Raw genomic sequence first — 20,420 nt, 5'->3', positions numbered from 1 at the left:
GCGGGCTCAGGCGGTCGAGCACAGGATCTGCATCGACCGGCCGGTGAGCACCACCGCCGCGCCGGGCACCCGCGCCGGCTCGGCCACCCGCTCGTGCTCGGGGCCCTCGTCGGTGGTGTCGAGCACCACGCGCCAGCCGGGGCCGAACTCCGGGCCGGGCAGCGTGAACGAGACGTTCTCGTGGTGGGCGTTGAACAGCAGCAGGAACGAGTCGTCGGTGATGCGCTCGCCCCGGGGGCCGGGCTCGCTGATCGCCTGGCCGTTGAGGAACACGCCCATCGCCTTGCCGAACCCGCTCTGCCAGTCGCCGGAGGTCATCTCCTTGCCCGACGGCGTGAGCCACACGATGTCGCGGACGTCGCCCTCGGGCACCCGCCCCTGGAAGAAGCGCCGCCGCCGGAACACCGGGTGCTTCCTGCGCAGCCGCGCCAGCGTGCGGACGAAGCCCAGCATGCCGGACTCGCCGCGTGCCAGCGACCAGTCGACCCAGGAGACCTCGTTGTCCTGGCAGTAGGCGTTGTTGTTGCCCCCCTGCGTGCGGCCCAGCTCGTCGCCGTGCAGCATCATCGGCACGCCCTGGGACACGAACAGCGTCGCCAGGAAGTTGCGGCGCTGGCGGCGGCGCAGCCGGGCGATCGCGGGATCCTCGACGGGGCCCTCGGCGCCGGAGTTCCACGACCGGTTGTCGTCGGTGCCGTCGCGGTTGTTCTCGGCGTTCGCCTCGTTGTGCTTGTGGTCGTAGGACACCAGGTCGGCGAGCGTGAAGCCGTCGTGGCAGGTCACGAAGTTGATGGACGCCACCGGACGCCGCCCGCTGGTGGCGTAGAGGTCGGAGGAGCCGGCCAGCCGCGAGGCGAACTCCGGCAGCACCGAGGGGCTGCCGCGCCAGAAGTCGCGAACGCTGTCGCGGTACTTGGCGTTCCACTCGGTCCACAGAGGCGGGAAGTTGCCGACCTGGTAACCGCCCGGGCCGACGTCCCACGGCTCGGCGATCAGCTTGACCTGGGAGATCACGGGATCCTGCTGGATGAGGTCGAAGAACGACGACAGCCGGTCGACGTCGTGCAGCTCCCTCGCCAGGGCCGCGGCCAGGTCGAACCGGAAGCCGTCGACGTGCATCTCGAGGACCCAGTAGCGCAGCGAGTCCATGATGAGCTGCAGGGCGTGCGGCGAGCGGACGTTCAGGGAGTTGCCGCAGCCGGTGTAGTCGAGCAGCAGGCGCCGGTCGGAGTCGAGCAGCCGGTAGTACGAGGCGTTGTCGATGCCCCGGTAGGCGAGCGTCGGGCCCATGTGGTCGCCCTCGGCGGTGTGGTTGTAGACCACGTCCAGGATGACCTCGATGCCGGCCTCGTGGAGCGTCTTCACCATGGACTTGAACTCCAGCACCTGCTCACCGCGCTGGCCGGAGGCGGAGTAGGCGTTGTGCGGCGCCAGGAAGGAGATCGTGTTGTAGCCCCAGTAGTTGGTCAGCCCTCGGGCGACCATGGTGTGCTCGGGCACGAACTGGTGCACCGGCATCAGCTCGACCGCCGTGACCCCCATGCTGACCAGATGGCCGACGACCGCCGGGTGGGCCAGGCCCGCGTATGTGCCCCGCAGCCGCTCGGGCACGTCGGGGTGGCGCATGGTCAGGCCGCGCACGTGCGCCTCGTAGATCACGGTCTCGTGGTAGGGCGTCCGGGGCGGGCGGTCGTCGCCCCAGTCGTAGAACGGGTTGACCACGACGTTCTTCGGCATGTGCGGGGCGCTGTCGTCGGTGTTGCGCCGCCCGGGATCGGTGAACTGGTAGGAGAACAGCGAGCGGTCCCAGCGGACCTCGCCCTCCACCGCCTTGGCGTACGGGTCGAGCAGCAGCTTGCCGGGGTCGCAGCGGTGGCCGCGCGCGGGGTCGTACGGCCCGTGCACCCGGTAGCCGTACCGCTGGCCGGGCGAGACGGCGGGCAGGTAGCCGTGCCAGACGAAGCCGTCGACCTCGGGCAGGTCGACGCGTGTCTCGGTGCCGTCGTCGAACAGGCACAGCTCCACCCGCTCGGCGACCTCCGAGAACAGCGAGAAGTTCGTTCCCCTACCGTCCCAGGCGGCGCCCAGGGGGTACGGCACTCCCGGCCAGACCTCGCGCATGCAGCCTCATCGTCGTCGTGTTCCGATCCGGCGGGGGACGAACCCGCGCCGGCACCCGGCGCCGTCCGCTCGCTCCCGCGGTCTCGCCCGCCGCGCGGGGGCTCCCGTCCGGCGCCACTGTCGATGGTAGGGCCGCCGGGGCCGATTACCAGATCGCAGGGGGCCCTCACCCGCCCGGCTGGGGCATGGCGAAGCCCCCGCGCACGTGCGGCGCGGGGGCCTGGAGCGGCCGGACGTCAGGCGAGCAGCTCGGCGTTCAGCGTGATCGTGGTGCCCGCCAGGGCCTTGCTCACCGGGCAGCCCGCCTTGGCGGTCTCGGCGGCGGTCTGGAACTGCTCGGCGGTGATGCCCGGGACCTGGGCCCGCACCGACAGCACGATGCCGGTGATGCCCTCGCCGGGCTGGAAGGTCACGTCGGCGCGGGTCTCGACCGTCTGCGGCGGCGTGCCCGCCTGGGCCAGGCCGTGCGACAGGGCCATGGAGTAGCACGAGGAGTGCGCCGCGGCGATGAGCTCCTCGGGGCTGGTCTTGCCGTTGGCCTGCTCGGCCCGCGAGGGCCAGGAGACGTCAAAGGTGCCGACACCCGAGCTGTCGAGGGAGACCGCCCCGGAACCGTCGAGCAGCGCGCCCTTCCACTGGGTGGTCGCCGTGCGTGTGGTCGCCATTGATCATCCTTTCGATACCGAAGACACGTCGTAACCTACACGCGTGCCCGCCGCGCCCCGCGCCCGGCGCCCGGCGCGGGCGAGACCGCCCCCTCCGCCCGCGCGGCTCCGTCACGCCGCCCTCACTACGCCCGATCGGGCCCCGACGGGCGGCGTCTGGTGCGTCACCTGGAAGGTGGCGTCCTGGCGGGCGCGCTTGGCTCGGGAAGGAGTTCTCGCGCGGGCTTCAGCCGGTGGCGGTGCCTTCGACGTAGACCCAGGCGCTCTCGTGCCGCGCGAACCGGCTGCGCTCGCGCAGCTCGCCGGACCGGCCGAGGTGGGTGTAGCGCGCCTCGAACGTGACGGTGCCCCGCGTGTCCGCCGGACCCCCGCCGGAGACGCCCGCGATCTGCAGCCCCGTCCAGCGCAGCCCCCGCTCGAACTCCACCCGCGGCGGCCGGGTGGCCGGATGCCACGTGCGCAGCAGGTAGGCCTCGTCCTCGACGGCGAACGCCGTGTAGCGCGACCGCATGAGCGCCTCCGCCGTCGGCGCCGCACCACCGGCGTGGAACCGCCCGCAGCATTCGCCGTACGAGGCGGGCAGCCCACAGGGACACGCCCGCGCCCGCATGCGGTCGGACACGGGCCGCGAACGTGAGGCGCCGGGCACCACGCGAGGCTACCCGATCGGCCCGATCCCACCGCCGGAGTTCACCCGTCCGGCCCGGCGTCCCCGCCGGGGAGGCGGCCCGTCCGGGGGCGGTGCGGACGCTTCCGCTCCGCGGTTCAGGCGGTGCGGCCGTCGTAGGCCTCGCGGTTGGCGAGCACGTCGTCCATGTGCGTCTCGGCCCACGTCTTGAGGCCGCGCATCATCTGGTGCAGCGACAGACCGAGGTCGGTCAGCTCGTAGGAGACCGTGACGGGCACGGTCGGCGTCGCTGTGCGGGTGACCAGGCCGTCACGCTCCAGGGAGCGCAGCGTCTGAGTGAGCATCTTCTGGCTGACGCCCGCCAGCAGGCGGGCAAGCTCCGAGTAGCGCATCGGCCCTGGCTCACCGGCGCAGCCGGCGCCCTCCCGGCGCGAGCCGCCGCCGCCCAGCGCGGACAGGATCAGCGCGACCCACTTGTCGGAGATCCGGTCGAGCAGCCTGCGGCTCGGGCACGCCGCCAGGAAGGCGTCGTACTCTGCTTTGGCCAGCGCTCTCTTCTGGGCTGCCGTCATCGTCGCCATCCACCGCACCTCTCACGCGTGGGTGTGTTACGCACTCTGAGGTGCCTGCTTCCCGTGAGGATGTTACCCATCCAAGATGGTGCAACGGGGCCGTCAGGCACCACATCCGGCTCCACGCGAAGGACAGAGGTATGAGTACGCACTCCACCGCGCTTCCCGGCGGCACCTGGAGCTTGGGCGACCTGGCCGTCACCCGGTTCGGCTACGGCGCCATGCAGCTCGCGGGCCCCGGGGTCATGGGTCCGCCCGCCGACCGTGAGGGCGCGCTCGCCGTCCTGCGCGAGGCCGTCGACCTCGGCGTCACCCACATCGACACCAGCGACGCCTACGGGCCGCGTGTCACCAACCAGCTCATCCGTGAGGCGCTGCACCCATACCCCGAGTCGCTGCGCATCGTGACCAAGGTCGGCGCGACCCGCGACCGGGAGGGCGGCTGGCCTCCGGCCCGTGAGCCGGAGGATTTGCGCCGCTCCGTCCACGAGAACCTGAGATCCCTCGGCCTCGAGGTGCTCGACGTGGTCAACCTCCGGATCGGCGACGCCCTGGGCCCCCGGCCCGGCTCGCTCGCCGAGCCGTTCGAGACGCTGGTCGAGCTCCAGCGGCAGGGCCTGATCCGGCACCTCGGAGTGAGCAACGCGACGGCGGAGCAGGTCGCCGAGGCACAGGCGATCGCGCCGATCGTATGCGTGCAGAACATGTACAACCTCGCCCACCGCCAGGACGACAAGCTGGTCGACGAGCTCGCCGGACAGGGCGTCGCCTACGTGCCCTTCTTCCCGCTCGGCGGCTTCAGTCCCCTGCAGTCCACGACGCTCTCGACGGTGGCCGCCCGGCTGGACGCGACGCCGATGTCCGTCGCGCTGGCCTGGTTGCTGCGGCGGTCGCCGAACATCCTGCTGATCCCGGGCACCTCGGCGGTGGGGCACCTGCGGGAGAACGTCGCGGGCGCGGGACTCCCGCTCTCCGGCGAGGACCTCGCCGAGCTGGACGCGATCGGCCATTAGCCACCGGGGGTCGTTACGCGGCGTACACGCGTGGTCGAGGCCGTGGATGGTGAGGATCAGCGCGGGTGTTCTCGGCGCCGCCCGCGAGGATCCGCCGTGTGGCGCGGGCGCTGTCGTGGCGGTGGTCAGACACCGCGCCGGCGAGTAGCCTTCAAGAGCGGATGTCTCCACCGGTGGGCCGACGAGCTGCGGTCTGCCGCCTGCTGATGTCGTGCCGTCTTGACCTCGCGGCTTGTCTTTCCGGCGAGCCCCTGGAGGAAGAGGCATGCACGATAACGAGGACATCCCCTGGGCACCGGCCTACGACGACGGGTCGTCTGGGTCGTTACGCATCCCCATGACGCTTCATCCGCTGGGAATGCGGCTGGAGGGAGAGCTGGACAGAGGTGGCGTGCCCGCCGTGACGGCGGCGCTGACCTCACTGGCTCGCCGGGCGGCTCGCGGCGACGGCGTCTTCCACGTCGATCTGAGCGGGCTGGACTTCGTCGACGTGAGCGGCCTGCGGGTGCTGGTCGCTGCCGGCTTCGGTGCGGGTGGCGGCGGCGCGGGTGTGATCCGGGTCGCGGCGGTCTCGGCGGCGGCACGCCGCTTGCTGAAGCTCACGGGCTGGGACACGATGCCGGGCTGGGGCGAAGCGCCCGGCGACGATCGGATGTCCGCGACGGCCGCCCGCACGCGGCACGTACGGCCCGGCGCCGGCGAACACCGCTCGATTCCGGCCGCCTCGGATACCGTCGCACAAGACGACGGAGGTTGATGGACAAGCAGCGCTCGGCGGCGGTGTGGGCGGCGATCAACGATCACGCCCGTGCCGACGGCGGACCGGTCTCCATCGACACGGTCTGCCTGGTCTGCGCGCGGACGCTGCGCGCCCAAGGAGTGAGTGTGGCCCTCAACGACCGGCTCATGGGTTACGAACCGGTGTGCGCGAGCGGTCCGGGGGCCTACCGGCTGATGGACCTGCATGTCACGCTGGGCGAGGGCCCGGGACGTGACGCGCTCGCCGACGACCGGCCCGTGCTGGTCGGCGACCTGACCGACGACGGCACGCGGCGACGCTGGCCGATGTTCGCTCCGGCCGCCGTGCAGGCAGGCGTTCGTGCGATCTTCGTGTTCCCGCTGCTGCTCGGGGTGATCTCGCTCGGCGTGCTGGAGATCAGCCGCGCCCAGCGGGGTTGGCTGACGCCGCAGGAGTCGGCCGACGCGCTGGTGTTCGCCGACGCGGCGCTTCTGGTGCAGGTGCAGCGACTGGCGTCCCCGGACGACGCCGGTGAGCCGAAGGAACTCCGGTGGGGCACGGTTGAGCGCTGGTCACCGGTGCACCAGGCCACCGGCATGGTCGCGGTCCAGTCCGGCACCGACGTGAGTGCCGCCTTCGCCCGGTTGCGCGCCTACGCCTTCGCGGAGGAGCGCAGCCTGCTGGAGGTGGCCCGCGACGTGGTGGCGCGACGGCTGCGATTCGCACCGGATCGCAACGGACCGGACTGATGCGGATGAAGTCGGTATGAGAGACCGTGGATGATGGACCGCCGGATGGGCATGCATCCCGAGACGCTGAGACGAAGGTGAGAGTGTGCTCGACCAACGGACAGCGCAGACGTTCGTGGAGCTGGCTGACACGCTGGTGATCGGCTTCGACGTCATCGATCTCCTGCAGACGCTGGCCGAGCGCTGCGTGGACCTCCTCGACGTGGACGCCGCCGGCATCTTGCTGGCCGACCCGCGCGGATCCCTGACCCTGGTGGCGGCCTCCACCGAACAGGCCCGCCTGCTGGAGCTGTTCCAGCTGCAGGACGAGGAGGGCCCCTGCCTGGACTGCTATCAGAGCGGGCGGATGGTGGCCTGCTCCGACCTGACCGCCCAACCGCAGCAGTGGCCGCGGTTCGCGGCGGCGGCTCACGAAGCCGGCTTCGCCTCGGTGCAGGCCTTCCCGCTGCGGCTACGCGACCAGGTGCTGGGAGCGATGAACATGTTCAGCGCCACCGCCGGCCTCCCTTCCCCCCACAGCACATCGGTGGCCCAGGCGCTGGCGGACGTGGCCACCATCGGCATCACCCATGAGCGCACCCTGCGCCAGCATCAGCTCGTCACCGAGCAGCTGCAACACGCCCTCAACAGCCGCATCGTCATCGAACAGGCCAGCGGCATGCTTGCCGAGCGCGGCCAGATCTCCATCGCCGAGGCGTTCGCGCTGATGCGCACCCATGCCCGCAACCACAACCGGAAACTGTCGGTCGTGGCCCGCCAGGTGATCAACCAGGACGGCATCGTGGCCGAGCTGCTCGACCCCGCGCCCTCGTAGCCGGCGACGCTCACGCGGCCGGTCGCTCCCGCGCCGAGGGCTTGGGGGTGGCCGGCTGGTGTTCCGGGCCGGTCTCGATGGTGAAGAGGTTCTCCAGGCCGGTCAGGCGCAGAAGCCGCTCGACGAGCGGGGGAAGCGCGGTCAGCCGGACGGGGATCATCGCGGTGTCCGCGTGGGTCCTGATCGCGACGAGAGCGGCCAGGCCGCGGGCGTCCATGAAGGTGACCGCACCGAGGTCGAGGGTCACCGGGCCGGTGGCGCCGTCCAGGAGCCGGGCGAGGTGGGCGTGCAGGCGGGGCGCGGTGGCCAGGTCGATCTCGCCGCCGACCTCGACCACGGTGCGGTCGTCGACGTCGTCGTACGTGGAGTGGATGGCCAGAAACGGACCCATGGTGTCTCCCTGTTGCATCACCTGAAGGACGCGGGGTCAAGACGGCCCAGGGAGATGACGATGTACGAAAAAGCGAAATGTACGGAAAGCGACTCTCTGTAGAGAGTCGCCTACTCTCTGTAGAGTACGGTGTGGCGTCCCGGGAAGCCAGCCCGAGCGCGGACGGAACCGCTCGCGACACGCGGCTCGTGGCGCGCGCCCGCACCGGATGCCGGCCGCGGGGGCCGGATCGCCCGTCGTGGTGCGCTGTCACAGACATGGAAGTCTCCCAGGAGACGCTCGCGGCCGGCGGGCTGCCGCCGGCCGCGTCGTCCGTCTTCGTCGTGCGCTCGACCGGTCTCGTCGTGGCGGGGTGACGAGGCGCTAGGCGATCTCGGTGGTCGCTCTTTCGATGATCGGGTCCAGGTCGAGGCCGGTGGGCAGGGTGCCGAAGGCGTGGCCCCGGTCGGGGGTGAGGCGGGAGGCGCAGAAGGCGTCGGCCACGGCCGCGGGGGAGTATCTGACCAGCAGGGATGCCTGGAGAAGCAGGGTCAGGTCCTCGGCCAGCCTACGGGCGCGGCATTCGAGGGTCGCGGTGTCGGCCAGGGACTTCTTGGCGCGGTCGACGGCCGCGTCGAGGTGGGGGTCGGCGCCGGCGGCGAGGTCGACCTCCTCGAAGAAGGCCTCCACGGCGTGCGGCTCCTTCACGACCGATCGCACCAGGTCCAGCGCGGCGACGTTGCCCGAGCCCTCCCAGATGCCGTTGAGGGGGGACTCGCGGAACAGGCGGGGCATGGCCGACTCCTCGACGTAGCCGTTGCCGCCCAGGCACTCCAGGGACTCGGCGGCGTGCACGGGGGCGCGCTTGCACACCCAGTACTTGGCCGCCGCCAGCGCGGTGCGCCGGAAGGCGCCCTCGCCGGTGACGCCCCGGATGCCGCGGTCGGCGGCGCCCGCCAGCCGGATCATGAGGGCGGTGGCGGCCTCGGACTCCAGGGTCAGGTCGGCCAGCACGTTGCGCATGAGCGGCTGGTCGGCCAGGGCCTTGCCGAAGGCCCGGCGGTGGCGGGCGTGGTGCACGGCCTGGGTGACGCCGAGCCGCATGCCGGACGCCGAGCCGATGACGCAGTCGAGCCGCGTCATGTTCACCATCTCGATGATCGTCCTGACCCCGCGTCCCTCCTCGCCGACGAGGTGGGCGCGGGCGCCCTCGTACTCCACCTCGGCCGAGGCGTTGGACCGGTTGCCCAGCTTGTCCTTCAACCGAATGATCCGCATGGCGTTGCGCGAGCCGTCGGGCAGCACCCGCGGCAGCAGCAGGCACGACAGCCCGCCCGGGGTCTGCGCCAGCACCAGGAACACGTCGCACATCGGCGCCGAGTTGAACCACTTGTGGCCGGTGACGGCGTACGTCCCGTCGCCGAGCGGCTCGGCGCGCGTGGTGTTCGCCCGCACGTCAGAACCGCCCTGCTTCTCGGTCATCGCCATGCCGGCGAGCACGCCGCGCTTGGCCGCGGCGGGCCGCAGCCCGAAGTCGTACGTGCGCGACTCCAGCAAGGGCTCCCACTCGGCCGCCAGGGCCGGGGTGTGGCGCAGTGCGGCGACGCTGGCGTAGGTCATCGAGATGGGGCACCCGTGCCCGGCTTCGACCTGCGACCACACGTAGAACTTGGCCGCGCGCGCGACGTGCGCACCCGGCCGGGCGGCCGCCCACGGCGCCGCGTGCAGGCCGTTCTGCACGGCCACCGACAGCAGTTCGTGCCAGGCGGGGTGGAACTCCACCTCGTCGATCCGCGTGCCGTAGCGGTCGTGGGTGCGCAGGACGGGCGGGTGCTCGTTGGCGAGGCGGCCCCATTCCTGCGCCTTCACCGACCCGGCGAGCGTTCCCAGGCCGCGCAGTCCCCCGAGCGCCCAGTCGGCGGCCTCCCTCGCCACGCCCTCCAGCAGCGCGGGGTCGGCGGAGACGTCATGGCCGGTGAGCGGGGGGGCCTGGTTGAAAACCTCGTGCGTCAAGGGAGCCTCCGGACGTATCGGTGCGCATGGCGGTGCCTCGATGCTCCCGCCGATGCGCGCTTCGTCATCCATCTCAACATTTCCCGTCAACAGTGGGATGCTCAGGTGCCGACCTAGGGAGGGGAAAGCGGTTGGAGGCGCCTGGAACGACCGACGACCGGCTGCTGCACCAACGCGTCGTCGGCGGGGACGAAAGCGCCCTGGGGGAGCTGCACGAACGGCTCTACCCCCTGGTGCTCGGGCTGGCGCTGCGCGTCACCCGCGACCGCGTCGTCTCCGAGGACATCGTCCAGGAGGTCTTCGTCACCTTCTGGCAGCGCCCGCTGGCCTTCGACCCCGACCGCGGCTCGCTGCGCTCGTGGCTCTCGACGATCGCCCACCGGCGCGCGGTCGACCACGTCCGCACCGAGGAGCGCCGCCGCGTGTCGGCGATCGGCCCGCGCCTGGCCGACCCGGAGTCCAACCCGCCCGAGGACTGGATCCTCGCCGCCGACGAGGCCGCCCGCGTGCGGCAGGCGGTGAGCCGCCTTCCAGGAGGGTTGCGCGAGGCGATCGAACTCGCCTACTACCGTGGACGTACTTACCGTCAGACGGCCGAGGAGCTCGGCCTGCCGGAGGGAACGGTCAAGTCACGCATCCGGCAAGGGCTGCGCAGGCTCGCCGACGAGCTCGCCGACGAGGAGGTGTGACCGTGGATCACCACACCGGCTCCGGTGACCGGGTGCCCGGCACCTCCGACCCCGTGACGCGCCTGACCCTCGACGCCCTCGTCGAAGCCGCCCCCGAGCCGCCCGCCGGCACGCTCTCCCGGCTCCTGGCCGCCGCGCGCTCGGCACGCCCGCCGGCGTCCGCCGCCGGGTTCGCCGCCCCGTACGCGGCCCGGGTCGCGGCGATGGACGCCCTGCTGGCGTCGGCGCCGCCCGAGGGGTGGTCGCGGGAGATCGTCGAGGGCTGGAGGCTCCAGGAGCTGGTCGCCCACCTGGCGGCCACCGACAGCCTGGTCGCCGCCCAGATGGGCGCCCCGGTCGCCGGGCCCCCGGTCGACGCCAACGACGTCCTGGGCCGCACCGCCGGCATGATCGCTTTCGTGCGCGGGCAGACGCCCGAGGAGACCCGCGCCGACTGGCGCGGGCAGGCCGAGGCGATCTGCGGGCGTGCCGCCTCGATGGACCCCGCCACCCCGGTCGAGCCCGGCGGCCTAAGCTTCGCGATCGCCGACCACCTGCTGGCCCGCATGCTGGAGACCTGGATCCACACCCAGGACGCGGCCACGGTGCTGGGCCTTTCCCTGCCCCGCCCGCTGCCCGGCCACATCCGCCCCACCGCCGACTTCTGCGCGCGGCTGCTCCCGTGGACGATGCTGCTGTCGGGCATGGACGCCGGGGGCCGCGCCCTGCGGCTGACCCTCACCGGGCCCGGGGGAGGGGTGTGGCACGTTCCGCTGGACGTCGGCGCGACGGCCGTCCCCGATGACGGCTCGCCCGCCGACGCCGCGATCACCGCCGAGGTGGCCGCCTTCTGCTTCCTGCTGGGCGGCCGGGGCGCCCCCGCGACGTTTCCCGCCGAGGTCGAGGGCGACGCCGCCCTGGCCCGCGACGTCCTCACCTCCGCGCCGGCCCTCTCGGGCCCCTGAGCGGCGCGGGTCGCGCGTTCTCGTCCGTTGGGAGCATCGCGATTTCCTCCTTCGGGAGGAGCGCGTCTCGGCGGCGGCGCGTTAGATTCATGGCATGAACGAGCCGGGTGGTATCCGCGCCTCGGACGCCGAGCGTGAAGCCGTGGTCGAGGCGCTCAGGCAGGCTTCGGTGGAGGGGCGCCTGACGCTGTCGGAGCTGACCGACCGCACCGAGGCCGCCTACCTGGCCGCCACCCAGGCCGAGCTGGCCCAGATCACCGCCGACCTCCCGGGCGGCGCCGCGCCCCCGCGGCCGGCGGGCGCCGTCGCCCCGCCTTCGGGCAAGGCCCGGCGCTGGTTCGTGGCGGTCATGGGCGACACCAAGCGGCGCGGCAAGTGGCGTATCGACCAGGAGATCGCCGCGGTCGCGGTGATGGGCGACGTCACCATCGACCTGCGCCAGGCGGAGGTCCGCACCAACGAGATCGACATCGTCGCCACCGCCGTCATGGGCAACGTGAAGATCATCGTTCCCGACGGCGTGGACGTCGACCTGAGCGGCGTCGCCGTGATGGGCGACAAGCGGGTCGACGTCCAGGAGGCCCCCGAGGGCATGAACGTGCCGGTCGTGCGGGTGCGGGCGTACGTCCTGATGGGCGACGTCAAGATCGTCGGTGACTCCCGGGCCAAGCCCATCAAACGCTCCCTGTCCGACTGGACCGGGTGGTGGCTGGAGCGGCGGGGCGGGGCCTCCCCTCGCGTGGCCGAGCAGCTCCGCACCCACCTCGACTCCCTGCTCCACCTGCCGCCCATGGACGGCCGCGCAATGGGGCTGCACCACTCGGGCTGGGGCCTCCCGCACCCCGACCCCGACCCCGACCACGCCAACCCCCCGCCGCGGCCCCCCGACCCGCCCTACCCGCCGCGCCACTGACCGGCGCGGCCGGCCGTACGCCGCCGGTGAGCGGTCTCAGCCCGCCGCGGCGGCGGCCTCCGCCGCCGCGATGGCCTTGCGCAGGGCGCGGGGGACCGGCGCGATGCTCTCGGCCAGGTCGTCGACCCGCCGGCGCTTGGCGCGCCACTCCTTCCCGGGCAGCACGGTGCGCATGCGGGCCATGCCCGCCAGGGCGGCCAGGGCGGCGTCCCGCTGGTGGAGCCGGGTGATCGGAACGCCTCCGCGCAGCGCCGCCGTCGCGGTGGCGACCAGGTGCTTCACCACGCGGGTGTCGCGCACGGTCACCTTCGTCGAGGGGAACAGGCCGAGGATCCGGCGGTGCTCCACCCGGATCCAGCGGCCCGCCTCCAGCCGGTCGCGCACGGCGCGCACGCCCTTCCCGCCGCCCCGGCTCACCCAGTGCTGCCAGCTGCGCCGCCGGGAGGCCGCGATCTGCTGGAGCACGGCGTCCAGCATGGGGTCCGCCAGCGCCCCCGTGGTGACGGACGGCCCGCCGGTGGCGTCCTTGATGTGGCCCTGGATGAGGAGTTCGCCCAGGATGCCGGCGCGTATCACGAGGCCGAGCTGCATGCGCCCGGTGAGCCGCCCGCGCGAGGTGTCGTACGCCAGCAGGTAGAGCCGCTCGGGCAGGGTCGGGGGGAGGTCCACGCCTGTCACTCCTTCGCCTCGTCGTCGCCGGCGGCGTGGCCGTCGCCGGTGGTCGCGTCGCCGCCCTCGTGGGCGTCGTCCGCGGCCGGGTCGTTGCGGGGAGGGCGGCCGCGTTTCGGCATGCGCCCCACCTCGCGGGGCAGCCGGCCCGCGCCGGCCAGCGCCCTGCGGAGGATGAACTCGATCTGCGCGTTCGTGCTGCGAAGCTCGTCACCCGCCCACCGGGTGATCGCGTCATGGACCACGGGGTCCAGCCGCAGGAGCATCTTCTTGCGTTCGGTCACTGATAGAGGGAGCCGGTGTTGACGACCGGCTGCGCGTCCCGGTCGCCGCAGAGGATGACCAGCAGGTTGCTGACCATGGCCGCCTTGCGCTCGTCGTCGAGGTGCACGACGTCGGTGCTGTCGAGCCGCTCAAGGGCCAGCTCCACCATGCCGACCGCGCCGTCCACGATCTGCCGCCGCGCCGCGACCACGGCGCCCGCCTGCTGGCGCCGCAGCATCGCCTGGGCGATCTCCGGCGCGTACGCGAGCCGGGTGATGCGGGACTCGATCACCCGCACCCCGGCCGAGTGCACGCGGGCGGCGATCTCGGCCGACAGCTTGCCGGTGATCTCGTCGGCGTTCTCGCGCAGGGACAGCTGGTTCTCCTGGTGGGAGTCGTAGGGGTAGTTGCCCGCGATGTGCCGCACCGCGGTGTCGGTCTGGATGGCGACGAACTCCACGAAGTCGTCGACCTCGAACTTCGCCTTGGCGGTGTCCTGCACCTGCCACACGACGACGGCGGCGATCTCGATCGGGTTGCCGTCGACGTCGTTGACCTTGGCGGTGCCCGTCTCGTGGTTGCGGATCCTGGTGGAGATCTTGGTCCGCCAGGTGAACGGGATCGTCCAGCGCAGCCCGTCGCTGCGGGCGGTGCCCATGTAGCGGCCGAGCAGCTGGACCACCCGCGCCTCACCCGGGGCGATCGCCATGAGGCCCAGCAGCACCAGGATCCCCAGCAGGACGAGCGCGATGCCGGTCACCACCACCCCGGGCGCCGTGTCCGCGATGCCGCGGACGAAGGCGACCACGCCGCCGACCACCAGTGCGACCCCCAGGCCCAGCCACGGCCAGCCCGTCGTCTCCATCGGCCGGCGCTCGCTCACCTGTGCCGGGGGCATCTCCACGTCGACGTCCTCGATCTTCGGCACCGCCGTCATCGTTCCTCCCGTTGTCTCGCTCATGGCACGACAATAGCAAAGTGATATCACTTTAGAGAAGGGGTCGCCCGTGCCGGATCGTGGCGTGACGCAACGGGGACACGCGTGCGCATGGCGTTCCAGACCCTCGCCTCATGCGGCGGGGGCCGGCCGCGGGCGGAGCGGCGGGCGCGCGGGGTCAGGCGCGCGCGGGCGCGGGGCCGGCGGCGCGGAAGGCGCGGACGGCCTGGGCGTAGCGGGAGAGCAGGACGGCGACCAGCTCCGGGGCCGGGCCGAGCGGGTCGGCGACGGTGTGGGCGCCGGCCCCCATGGCCGTGCGGCGGGTCTTGTCGGCGAAGTGGCCGCAGGCGAGCAGGTACGGGGCCACCACGACGCGGGGGGCGGCCCGCCTGCGGCGGGCGGCGCCGTCGAGCACGGCGCGGACCGCCTGCTCGGGGGTGGGGGAGGCGGCCGAGGCGTAGGCGGGGGTGACCGAGTGCCAGGGACGGGCCCGTGACCAGTCGCGGGCCATCTCGGCGACGACCGCGTTGGCCCGCCGGTCGCTGGAGCCGGCGGAGACCAGCACGACGGCGGTGCCGGGGTCGCCGATCTCGACGCCGGCCTCGCGCAGCCGGCGCTCCAGGGCGGTGACGAGCAGGGGATGCGGGCCGAGGGTGGCGCCCTGGTGGACGCGCGGCGCGTGCCCGCCCGCGCCGGCCTCGGCGATCACGGCGGGGATGTCGACGCGGCTGTGGTAGGCCTCGGTGAGCAGCAGCGGCAGCACCACGGCCTCCTCCAGCCCCCGCAGTGCCTCGCCGAGCGACGGCCGCGTGTGGTCGAGATAGGCCTCGTGGACGTCCAGGGCCGGGCTCGCCAGCCGCACGGCGTCCAGCAGGGCCTGCACCGTGGCGGAGGCGCGCGGGTCACGCGACCCGTGGGCGACCGCGACGAGCGGCGGCGGCGGCCCGTGGCCGGCCTCCGCGGGTGACGGCGAGGATCGGCCCGGCGCCTCCCCGGGCGGGGAGGGGAACCGGCGGGGCGCCGCCTCGGCCCGCGCGGCCGGGGCGGGGACGGGGAGCGGGATCAGAGGTGGATGCCGCATTCCGTCTTGCCCATGCCGGCCCAGCGGCCGCTGCGCACGTCCTCGCCGTCGGCGACCCTGCGGGTGCAGGGGGAGCAGCCGATCGAGGGGTAGTTGTCGTAGTGCAGCGGGTTGACGATCACGCCGTTGTCGGCCATGTAGTTGTCGACGTCGTCCTGCGTCCAGCGCGCGATCGGGTTCACCTTGATCATCTGACGCTTGGCGTCCCACTCGACGACCTTCGTGGACGTCCGGGTGGGCGACTCGTCGCGGCGGATGCCGGAGATCCACGCCAGGTACGGCTCCAGCGCGCGGTTGAGCGGCTCCACCTTGCGCAGGTAGCAGCAAAGGTCGGGGTTGCGGCCGTGCAGGCGTGGGCCCAGGTCGCGGTCCTGCTCGCCGACCGTGCGGGACGGCTGGACGTTGATCACGTTGACGGGGTAGACCTGCTGCACGGCGTCGCGGGTGCCGATGGTCTCGGCGAAGTGGTAGCCGGTGTCGATGAACAGCACGTCCACCCCGGGCTTCACCCGGCTCACCAGGTCGATCAGCAGCGCGTCGCTCATCGAGGACGTGAGGCACAGGCGGTCGCCGAACGTCGCGGCCGCCCAGCGGATGATCTCGCGCGCGGAGGCCTCCTCCAGGAAGTCGGACGCCGAGTCGGCGATCCCCCGCAGGTCCAGCACACCGCGCTGACGCTCTAACCCCGTCTCGATCTCCACAATGGTCATGGTGCTCACCGCTCCTCGTTGGACTGGGTGTGCGGGCGCTCGGGGCGCGAGCGGCCGCTCATGATCGGACGCCTAGGCCGAGGAACTTCAGCCGGAAGGCGCGGGCGCACGACCGGCAGTACCAGCCGCCGTCGCCCTCGTAGGGTTCGAGGTCCTCATCCCCGCAGTACGGGCAGTGGAAGGGCACCGCGCGCTCGCTCACGAGCCCGCTCCGGCCCTCGTGCGCGGGCTCACTTGAGGTCCGCGTCTTCGGCGCGCTGCACCCACGCCGCGAAGCTCTCGCCGTCGTCCTTCTGGCTCTGGAAGTTCTTCAGAACGCGCTCGATGTAGTCGGGCAGCTCCTCGGCGGTGGCCTTCAGACCGCGCACCTTGCGGCCGAAGCCGGCGGACAGGCCGAGCGAGCCGCCCAGGTGGATCTGGAAGCCCTCCACCTGCCTGCCGGCCGCGTCGGTGACGAGCTGGCCCTTCAGCCCGATGTCGGCCACCTGGATGCGGGCGCAGGAGTTCGGGCAGCCGTTGACGTTGATGGTCAGCGGGTCGGTGAAGTCGGGCAGGCGGCGCTCCAGCTCGTCGATGAGGTCGGAGGCCAGGGCCTTGGTCTCGACGATCGCCAGCTTGCAGTACTCGATGCCGGTGCAGGCCATGGTCTGCCGCCGGAACGTGCTGGGCCTGACCTGCAGGTCGGCGGCCTCCAGGTCGGCCACGACGCCGTCGACCTTGTCGGGGGCGACGTCCAGGATGACCATCTTCTGCTCGACGGTGGTGCGGACGCGGCCGGAGCCGTACCGCTCGGCGACGTCGGCGATCAGGTGCAGCTTGTCGCCGTCGAGCCGGCCCACCTTGGGGGCGAAGCCCACGTAGAAGTTTCCGTCCTTCTGCGGGAACACGCCGACGTGGTCGCGCCGGTCGCCGCGCGGCGGCTGGGGCGCGGGGCCGTCGGCCAGCGTGTAGCCGAGGTACTCCCTCTCGAGCACCTCGCGGAAGCGCTCGGGACCCCAGTCGCTGACCAGGAACTTGATGCGCGCCCGGTGGCGCAGGCGGCGGTAGCCGTAGTCGCGGAAGATGCCGATGACCCCCGCCCACACCTCGTGGGCCTGCTCGGGCCGGACGAACGCGCCCAGCCGCTTGCCGATCATCGGGTTGGTGGACAGGCCGCCGCCCACCCACAGGTCGTAGCCCTTCTCGCCGGCCTCGTTCTCGACGCCCACGAACGCGACGTCGTTGATCTCGTGGACCGTGCAGTGCGCCGGGCAGCCGCTCATCGCCGACTTGAACTTGCGGGGCAGGTTGGAGAAGGCCTTGTCGCCGACGTACCGGGCGACGGTGTCGGTGATCTGCTCGGTGGCGTCGAGCACCTCTTCGGCGTCGATGCCGGCCAGCGGGCAGCCGAGCACGACGCGCGGGGTGTCGCCGCACGCCTCGGTGGTCGACAGCCCGACGGCCTCCAGCGCCTCCCAGATCGCGGGCACCGACTCGATCTCCACCCAGTGGAGCTGGACGTTCTGCCGGTCGGTGACGTCGGCGGTGCCCCGGGCGTACCGGTTGGCGATGTCGGCGATGGTGCGGAGCTGGGCGAGGTCGAGCTGGCCGCCGTCGATGCGGACGCGGAGCATGAAGTAGCGGTCGTCGAGCTCCTCGGGCTCCAGGATCGCCGTCTTGCCGCCGTCGATGCCGGGCTTGCGCTGGGTGTAGAGCCCGTACCAGCGCATGCGGCCACGGAGGTCGGCCGGGTCGATGGAGTCGAAGCCCCTCTTGGAGTAGACGTCGATGATCCGCTGACGGACGTTCAGCCCGTCGTCGTTCTTCTTGTTCTCCTCGTTCTTGTTGAGCGGCTCACGGTAGCCGAGAGCCCATTGGCCTTCACCTCGCGGGCGCTTGTGGTGGCGGTTCGCAGGCCTGGGCGGGCTGGTCATGGTGCGTCCTTTGCCGAGAATGGTCATCAGGTCGCACGAACGCGCGCAGGCAGGGTCCTACCGGCTCCATGAGGAGGAGTCCGGGGGAACACGCGAAAAGACGCCTGTTCACGCGCCCGTGCTGGCAGAAGAAGACAGCGGGGCGGCGGTCAACAAGCGTCGATACAGATGGCACTGCGGACACGCAGGAAGTCGACGTGGCGTCGCACGACGAGAAGCGGATCCGCTGGCATGTTCCAGACGATACCCCTCCCGGGCCCGATAGCCAACGGCGGGTCCAGAGTATGGACATCGGCGTGGCCCGCGAGGGCGGCGTCACCCCTGGCCGGGCCAGCCGAGCCGCGGCTCCGCGGGCTCGCCGGGCGGGCGGTGCTGGCAGTCACACCACGAGCCGCCCCGGCACTCCTCGTGCCGGTCGATCTTGCACTTCTCGCAGATCACCCCTCCATCCTTCCCCCGTTTCATTCCAGAACATCGCTCGGTTACGCTGGCGTGTGCCTACGTGACCTGGAGGTGGCCCGTGGCGGTGCCCATGTCCGAGCTGCTCGCCGACCTCCGCCGTGAGGGCGACGAGCTGACGGCCGTGATCAGGGGGATCCCCCCGCAGGCGTGGGAGCTGCCGACGCCGGCCGAGGGCTGGGCGGTGCGCGACCAGATCAGCCACCTGGCCTGGTTCGACGACGCCGCCACCGCGGCGGCCACCGACCCCGAGGGCTTCCGCGCCACCGTGCCCGGCGTGCTAGGCCGGGAGAACGCCGTGGACGAGATCGCCGCCACCGCCCGCGCCCTGTCCGCCGCGCAGGTCCTCGAATGGTTCCTGGCGGCCCGCGCCCGCAGCCTGGAGGTCTTCGAGCGCCTCGACCCCCGGGCGCGGCTGCCCTGGTACGGGTTCGACATGTCGGCCGCGTCGTTCGTCACCGCCCGGCTCATGGAGACGTGGGCGCACGGGCAGGACGTGGCCGACGCCCTGGGCGTGTCGCGCGTGCCGACCGCGCGGCTGCGCCACGTCGCCCTGCTCGGCGCGCGCGCCCTGCCCTACGGCTTCACCGTGCGCGGCGAGGAGCCGCCGGCGGACCCGGTGCGCGTCGAGCTGGCGCTGCCGGACGGCACCCCGTGGGCCTACGGGCCCGAGGACGCCGCCGACCTGGTGCGCGGCCCCGCCCTGGACTTCTGCCTGCTGGTCACCCAGCGCTGCGCCCTCGCCGACACCGCGCTGGAGGTGCGCGGGGAGACCGCGCGGCGCTGGATGTCGCGGGCCCAGGCGTTCGCCGGCCCGCCGGGCGGCGGACGCCCGGCCGGGCTGGCCAAGGCGCTGGGCTGACCTGGACCTGAACCGCACCGCACGCCGTTTTCAGGTGCCCGGAATCGATAGCATGGAAAATCAGCCGACGGAGTGCCTGATACAGCCGCGTCCCTGCGGGTAGGCGCCGTGCACGCACATCTACGCGGTGGGGTCGTGGTAACAGCATGGTGCGCATTCCCGTGGATGCCGTGACGTCCGCCGACACGCGGGCCGCCCTGCCCAGGCGGCGCACGCGTATCCGCCGCCGGCTGGTGAGGAAGGCCAGGGCGGGCGCCTCCGTGGCGTCCGCGGGCCTGTCGGCCGTCCGAGGGTCGTCCGTGTGGGCCTGGGTGGGGCGCTCGCCGCTGTGGGCGGTCGTCCGCGCGACGGCGGTCGCCGGGTTCACCTACCGGGTCACCGGCCTGGCCGGCGAGGCGGCCTTCTTCGCGCTGCTGTCGCTGCCCCCGTTCGTACTCGGCCTGATCGGCCTGCTCGGCCATCTCACCCCGGTCGTCGGCCCCGGCACCGTGGCCGAGAGCCGCGCCTGGGTGCTCGACCAGTCGCACCTGCTGTTCAGCGGCGACACCGTCGACCGGGTGGTCAAGCCCCTCCTGGACGACGTCCTGAAGGGCGGGCAGGTGTCGCTGATCTCCGTGGGCTTCCTGCTCGCGCTGTGGTCGGGCTCACGGGCGCTGTTCGTCTACGTCGACCTCATCTCGATCTCCTACGGGCTGGGCGAGACGCGCGGCATCATCCGCACGCGCATCATGTCGTTCGGCCTGTACCTGGCGGCGCTGCTGCTCGGCCTGATCGTCATGCCGATCCTCGTGCTCGGCCCCACCATGCTGTCGGGCGCCCTGTCGCGGTACGGCGGGCTGGTCGACGTCCTGTACTGGCCGGTGCTCGTCGCGGGCTCGGTGCTGGTGCTCACGCTGCTGTACCACGTCAGCGTGCCCGTGCGCACGCGCTGGTGGCGCGAGCTGCCGGGCGCGCTGCTCGCGCTGGTCATCTGGATCGCCTGCGCGGCGGTCCTGCGCGCGGTGCTGGCCGCCTGGTTCACGCCGCTGTCGGTCTACGGGTCGCTGGCCGCCCCGATCGCCGTGCTGCTGTGGCTGTACATCACGGCGCTCGCGGTGCTCATCGGGGCGACGCTCAACGCCGAGGTCGATCGCTTGTGGCCCGCTGGAAGAAGTGAGAGCGAGCCCGGGTCCGCTATCGTCTGACTGAGACGTGACTGGCGCGTTGAGGTGGGATACCACCGGGGAGCGAGAAGGGCGGAGGCCGGGCGCCTGGGTCTTCGCGGAGCCAAGGAGTTCATCACTTGAGCCAACGAA

General features: G+C 72.4%; 23 protein-coding genes. 9 read left to right on the top strand and 14 right to left on the bottom strand.

What is annotated here, in order from left to right; translation table 11 throughout:
- Window positions 1–6 precede the first annotated feature (6 nt).
- The 4 genes from glgX to PYR91_RS02315 all read right to left on the bottom strand — a co-directional run bounded on the left by glgX (window position 7) and on the right by PYR91_RS02315 (window position 3,995).
- Window positions 7–2,121 carry a glycogen debranching protein GlgX gene (glgX, locus tag PYR91_RS02330; RefSeq protein WP_279777344.1) on the bottom strand — a complete coding sequence of 705 codons (2,115 nt, stop codon included), beginning with the start codon at window positions 2,119–2,121 and terminating at the stop codon, window positions 7–9.
- Between the two features lie 236 nt (window positions 2,122–2,357).
- Complete coding sequence (locus PYR91_RS02325) at window positions 2,358–2,786, bottom strand: OsmC family protein (protein WP_279777343.1); 429 nt, start codon at window positions 2,784–2,786, stop codon at window positions 2,358–2,360.
- 226 nt (window positions 2,787–3,012) lie between these two features.
- Window positions 3,013–3,396, bottom strand: a complete 384-nt coding sequence (locus PYR91_RS02320) for a YchJ family metal-binding protein (protein WP_279777383.1) — start codon at window positions 3,394–3,396, stop codon at window positions 3,013–3,015.
- Window positions 3,397–3,551: 155 nt separating this feature from the next.
- A complete protein-coding gene (locus tag PYR91_RS02315; protein WP_279777342.1) occupies window positions 3,552–3,995 on the bottom strand; it encodes a helix-turn-helix domain-containing protein in 444 nt (147 codons plus the stop codon).
- 131 nt (window positions 3,996–4,126) lie between these two features.
- Here PYR91_RS02315 and PYR91_RS02310 point away from each other — a divergent pair, with 131 nt between their 5' ends.
- From PYR91_RS02310 to PYR91_RS02295, 4 genes are all read left to right on the top strand, one after another.
- Window positions 4,127–4,999: an aldo/keto reductase family oxidoreductase gene (locus PYR91_RS02310; RefSeq protein ID WP_279777341.1), complete on the top strand. Its 873-nt coding sequence runs from the start codon at window positions 4,127–4,129 to the stop codon at window positions 4,997–4,999.
- Between the two features lie 265 nt (window positions 5,000–5,264).
- Complete coding sequence (locus tag PYR91_RS02305; RefSeq protein ID WP_279777340.1) at window positions 5,265–5,756, top strand: STAS domain-containing protein; 492 nt, start codon at window positions 5,265–5,267, stop codon at window positions 5,754–5,756.
- Complete coding sequence (locus tag PYR91_RS02300; protein WP_279777339.1) at window positions 5,756–6,487, top strand: GAF and ANTAR domain-containing protein; 732 nt, start codon at window positions 5,756–5,758, stop codon at window positions 6,485–6,487. Before PYR91_RS02305 ends, PYR91_RS02300 begins: the two co-directional genes overlap by 1 nt.
- A gap of 85 nt (window positions 6,488–6,572) precedes the next feature.
- Window positions 6,573–7,301 (top strand): GAF and ANTAR domain-containing protein, encoded by a 729-nt coding sequence (locus tag PYR91_RS02295; RefSeq protein WP_279777338.1) that lies wholly within the window; start codon window positions 6,573–6,575, stop codon window positions 7,299–7,301.
- A 10-nt stretch (window positions 7,302–7,311) separates the two neighbouring features.
- On the opposite strand, the gene PYR91_RS02290 is transcribed toward PYR91_RS02295, so the two are convergent.
- Window positions 7,312–7,692: an STAS domain-containing protein gene (locus tag PYR91_RS02290; protein WP_279777337.1), complete on the bottom strand. Its 381-nt coding sequence runs from the start codon at window positions 7,690–7,692 to the stop codon at window positions 7,312–7,314.
- 363 nt (window positions 7,693–8,055) lie between these two features.
- Window positions 8,056–9,684 carry an isovaleryl-CoA dehydrogenase gene (locus PYR91_RS02285; protein WP_279777336.1) on the bottom strand — a complete coding sequence of 543 codons (1,629 nt, stop codon included), beginning with the start codon at window positions 9,682–9,684 and terminating at the stop codon, window positions 8,056–8,058.
- 131 nt (window positions 9,685–9,815) lie between these two features.
- Between PYR91_RS02285 and PYR91_RS02280 the strand changes: the two genes are divergently transcribed.
- The 3 genes from PYR91_RS02280 (at window position 9,816) to PYR91_RS02270 (ending at window position 12,230) form a co-directional block, all read left to right on the top strand.
- The gene (locus PYR91_RS02280; RefSeq protein ID WP_279777335.1) at window positions 9,816–10,373 is read left to right on the top strand and encodes a sigma-70 family RNA polymerase sigma factor; all 558 of its coding nucleotides are present in this window, start codon (window positions 9,816–9,818) and stop codon (window positions 10,371–10,373) included.
- 2 nt (window positions 10,374–10,375) lie between these two features.
- Window positions 10,376–11,317: a maleylpyruvate isomerase family mycothiol-dependent enzyme gene (locus PYR91_RS02275; protein WP_279777334.1), complete on the top strand. Its 942-nt coding sequence runs from the start codon at window positions 10,376–10,378 to the stop codon at window positions 11,315–11,317.
- Window positions 11,318–11,411: 94 nt separating this feature from the next.
- A complete protein-coding gene (locus tag PYR91_RS02270; RefSeq protein ID WP_279777333.1) occupies window positions 11,412–12,230 on the top strand; it encodes a DUF1707 domain-containing protein in 819 nt (272 codons plus the stop codon).
- 36 nt (window positions 12,231–12,266) lie between these two features.
- Here PYR91_RS02270 and PYR91_RS02265 read toward each other — a convergent pair whose 3' ends face one another.
- The 8 genes from PYR91_RS02265 to PYR91_RS02230 all read right to left on the bottom strand — a co-directional run bounded on the left by PYR91_RS02265 (window position 12,267) and on the right by PYR91_RS02230 (window position 18,245).
- Entirely contained in the window at window positions 12,267–12,899 is a 633-nt protein-coding gene (locus PYR91_RS02265) for a GPP34 family phosphoprotein (protein ID WP_279777332.1), read from the bottom strand.
- 5 nt (window positions 12,900–12,904) lie between these two features.
- Entirely contained in the window at window positions 12,905–13,183 is a 279-nt protein-coding gene (locus PYR91_RS02260) for a hypothetical protein (RefSeq protein WP_279777331.1), read from the bottom strand.
- Window positions 13,180–14,061, bottom strand: a complete 882-nt coding sequence (locus PYR91_RS02255) for an SPFH domain-containing protein (RefSeq protein ID WP_279777382.1) — start codon at window positions 14,059–14,061, stop codon at window positions 13,180–13,182. The genes PYR91_RS02260 and PYR91_RS02255 overlap by 4 nt, the downstream gene beginning before the upstream one ends.
- A gap of 217 nt (window positions 14,062–14,278) precedes the next feature.
- Window positions 14,279–15,181 (bottom strand): sirohydrochlorin chelatase, encoded by a 903-nt coding sequence (locus tag PYR91_RS02250; RefSeq protein ID WP_279777330.1) that lies wholly within the window; start codon window positions 15,179–15,181, stop codon window positions 14,279–14,281.
- Window positions 15,163–15,891: a phosphoadenylyl-sulfate reductase gene (locus PYR91_RS02245; protein ID WP_279777329.1), complete on the bottom strand. Its 729-nt coding sequence runs from the start codon at window positions 15,889–15,891 to the stop codon at window positions 15,163–15,165. Before PYR91_RS02245 ends, PYR91_RS02250 begins: the two co-directional genes overlap by 19 nt.
- A 58-nt stretch (window positions 15,892–15,949) precedes the next feature.
- Window positions 15,950–16,093: an Insertion element protein gene (locus tag PYR91_RS02240; protein ID WP_279777328.1), complete on the bottom strand. Its 144-nt coding sequence runs from the start codon at window positions 16,091–16,093 to the stop codon at window positions 15,950–15,952.
- Window positions 16,094–16,121: 28 nt separating this feature from the next.
- Window positions 16,122–17,804, bottom strand: a complete 1,683-nt coding sequence (locus PYR91_RS02235) for a nitrite/sulfite reductase (protein ID WP_279777327.1) — start codon at window positions 17,802–17,804, stop codon at window positions 16,122–16,124.
- Window positions 17,805–18,119: 315 nt separating this feature from the next.
- The gene (locus PYR91_RS02230; RefSeq protein WP_279777326.1) at window positions 18,120–18,245 is read right to left on the bottom strand and encodes a hypothetical protein; all 126 of its coding nucleotides are present in this window, start codon (window positions 18,243–18,245) and stop codon (window positions 18,120–18,122) included.
- A gap of 79 nt (window positions 18,246–18,324) precedes the next feature.
- Between PYR91_RS02230 and PYR91_RS02225 the strand changes: the two genes are divergently transcribed.
- Together PYR91_RS02225 and PYR91_RS02220 are read left to right on the top strand one after the other, a co-directional pair.
- Window positions 18,325–19,125 carry a TIGR03084 family metal-binding protein gene (locus PYR91_RS02225; RefSeq protein ID WP_279777325.1) on the top strand — a complete coding sequence of 267 codons (801 nt, stop codon included), beginning with the start codon at window positions 18,325–18,327 and terminating at the stop codon, window positions 19,123–19,125.
- Between the two features lie 146 nt (window positions 19,126–19,271).
- The gene (locus PYR91_RS02220) at window positions 19,272–20,309 is read left to right on the top strand and encodes a YihY/virulence factor BrkB family protein (RefSeq protein ID WP_279777324.1); all 1,038 of its coding nucleotides are present in this window, start codon (window positions 19,272–19,274) and stop codon (window positions 20,307–20,309) included.
- Window positions 20,310–20,420 lie beyond the last annotated feature (111 nt).

Source organism: Sphaerisporangium sp. TRM90804 (assembly GCF_029846175.1).
Taxonomy (GTDB): Bacteria; Actinomycetota; Actinomycetes; order Streptosporangiales; family Streptosporangiaceae; genus Sphaerisporangium.
This window is presented reverse-complemented; position numbering and strand designations above follow the sequence as displayed.

Coding starts and splice junctions, on each gene's coding strand:
- PYR91_RS02235 (WP_279777327.1), bottom strand. CDS start 17,804: ATGACCAGCCCGCCCAGGCCTGCGAACCGCCACCACAAGCGCCCGCGA.
- PYR91_RS02220 (WP_279777324.1), top strand. CDS start 19,272: ATGGTGCGCATTCCCGTGGATGCCGTGACGTCCGCCGACACGCGGGCC.
- PYR91_RS02300 (WP_279777339.1), top strand. CDS start 5,756: ATGGACAAGCAGCGCTCGGCGGCGGTGTGGGCGGCGATCAACGATCAC.
- PYR91_RS02250 (WP_279777330.1), bottom strand. CDS start 15,181: ATGCGGCATCCACCTCTGATCCCGCTCCCCGTCCCCGCCCCGGCCGCG.
- PYR91_RS02255 (WP_279777382.1), bottom strand. CDS start 14,061: ATGCCCCCGGCACAGGTGAGCGAGCGCCGGCCGATGGAGACGACGGGC.
- glgX (WP_279777344.1), bottom strand. CDS start 2,121: ATGCGCGAGGTCTGGCCGGGAGTGCCGTACCCCCTGGGCGCCGCCTGG.
- PYR91_RS02310 (WP_279777341.1), top strand. CDS start 4,127: ATGAGTACGCACTCCACCGCGCTTCCCGGCGGCACCTGGAGCTTGGGC.
- PYR91_RS02320 (WP_279777383.1), bottom strand. CDS start 3,396: ATGCGGGCGCGGGCGTGTCCCTGTGGGCTGCCCGCCTCGTACGGCGAA.
- PYR91_RS02305 (WP_279777340.1), top strand. CDS start 5,265: ATGCACGATAACGAGGACATCCCCTGGGCACCGGCCTACGACGACGGG.
- PYR91_RS02315 (WP_279777342.1), bottom strand. CDS start 3,995: ATGGCGACGATGACGGCAGCCCAGAAGAGAGCGCTGGCCAAAGCAGAG.
- PYR91_RS02325 (WP_279777343.1), bottom strand. CDS start 2,786: ATGGCGACCACACGCACGGCGACCACCCAGTGGAAGGGCGCGCTGCTC.
- PYR91_RS02290 (WP_279777337.1), bottom strand. CDS start 7,692: ATGGGTCCGTTTCTGGCCATCCACTCCACGTACGACGACGTCGACGAC.
- PYR91_RS02270 (WP_279777333.1), top strand. CDS start 11,412: ATGAACGAGCCGGGTGGTATCCGCGCCTCGGACGCCGAGCGTGAAGCC.
- PYR91_RS02245 (WP_279777329.1), bottom strand. CDS start 15,891: ATGACCATTGTGGAGATCGAGACGGGGTTAGAGCGTCAGCGCGGTGTG.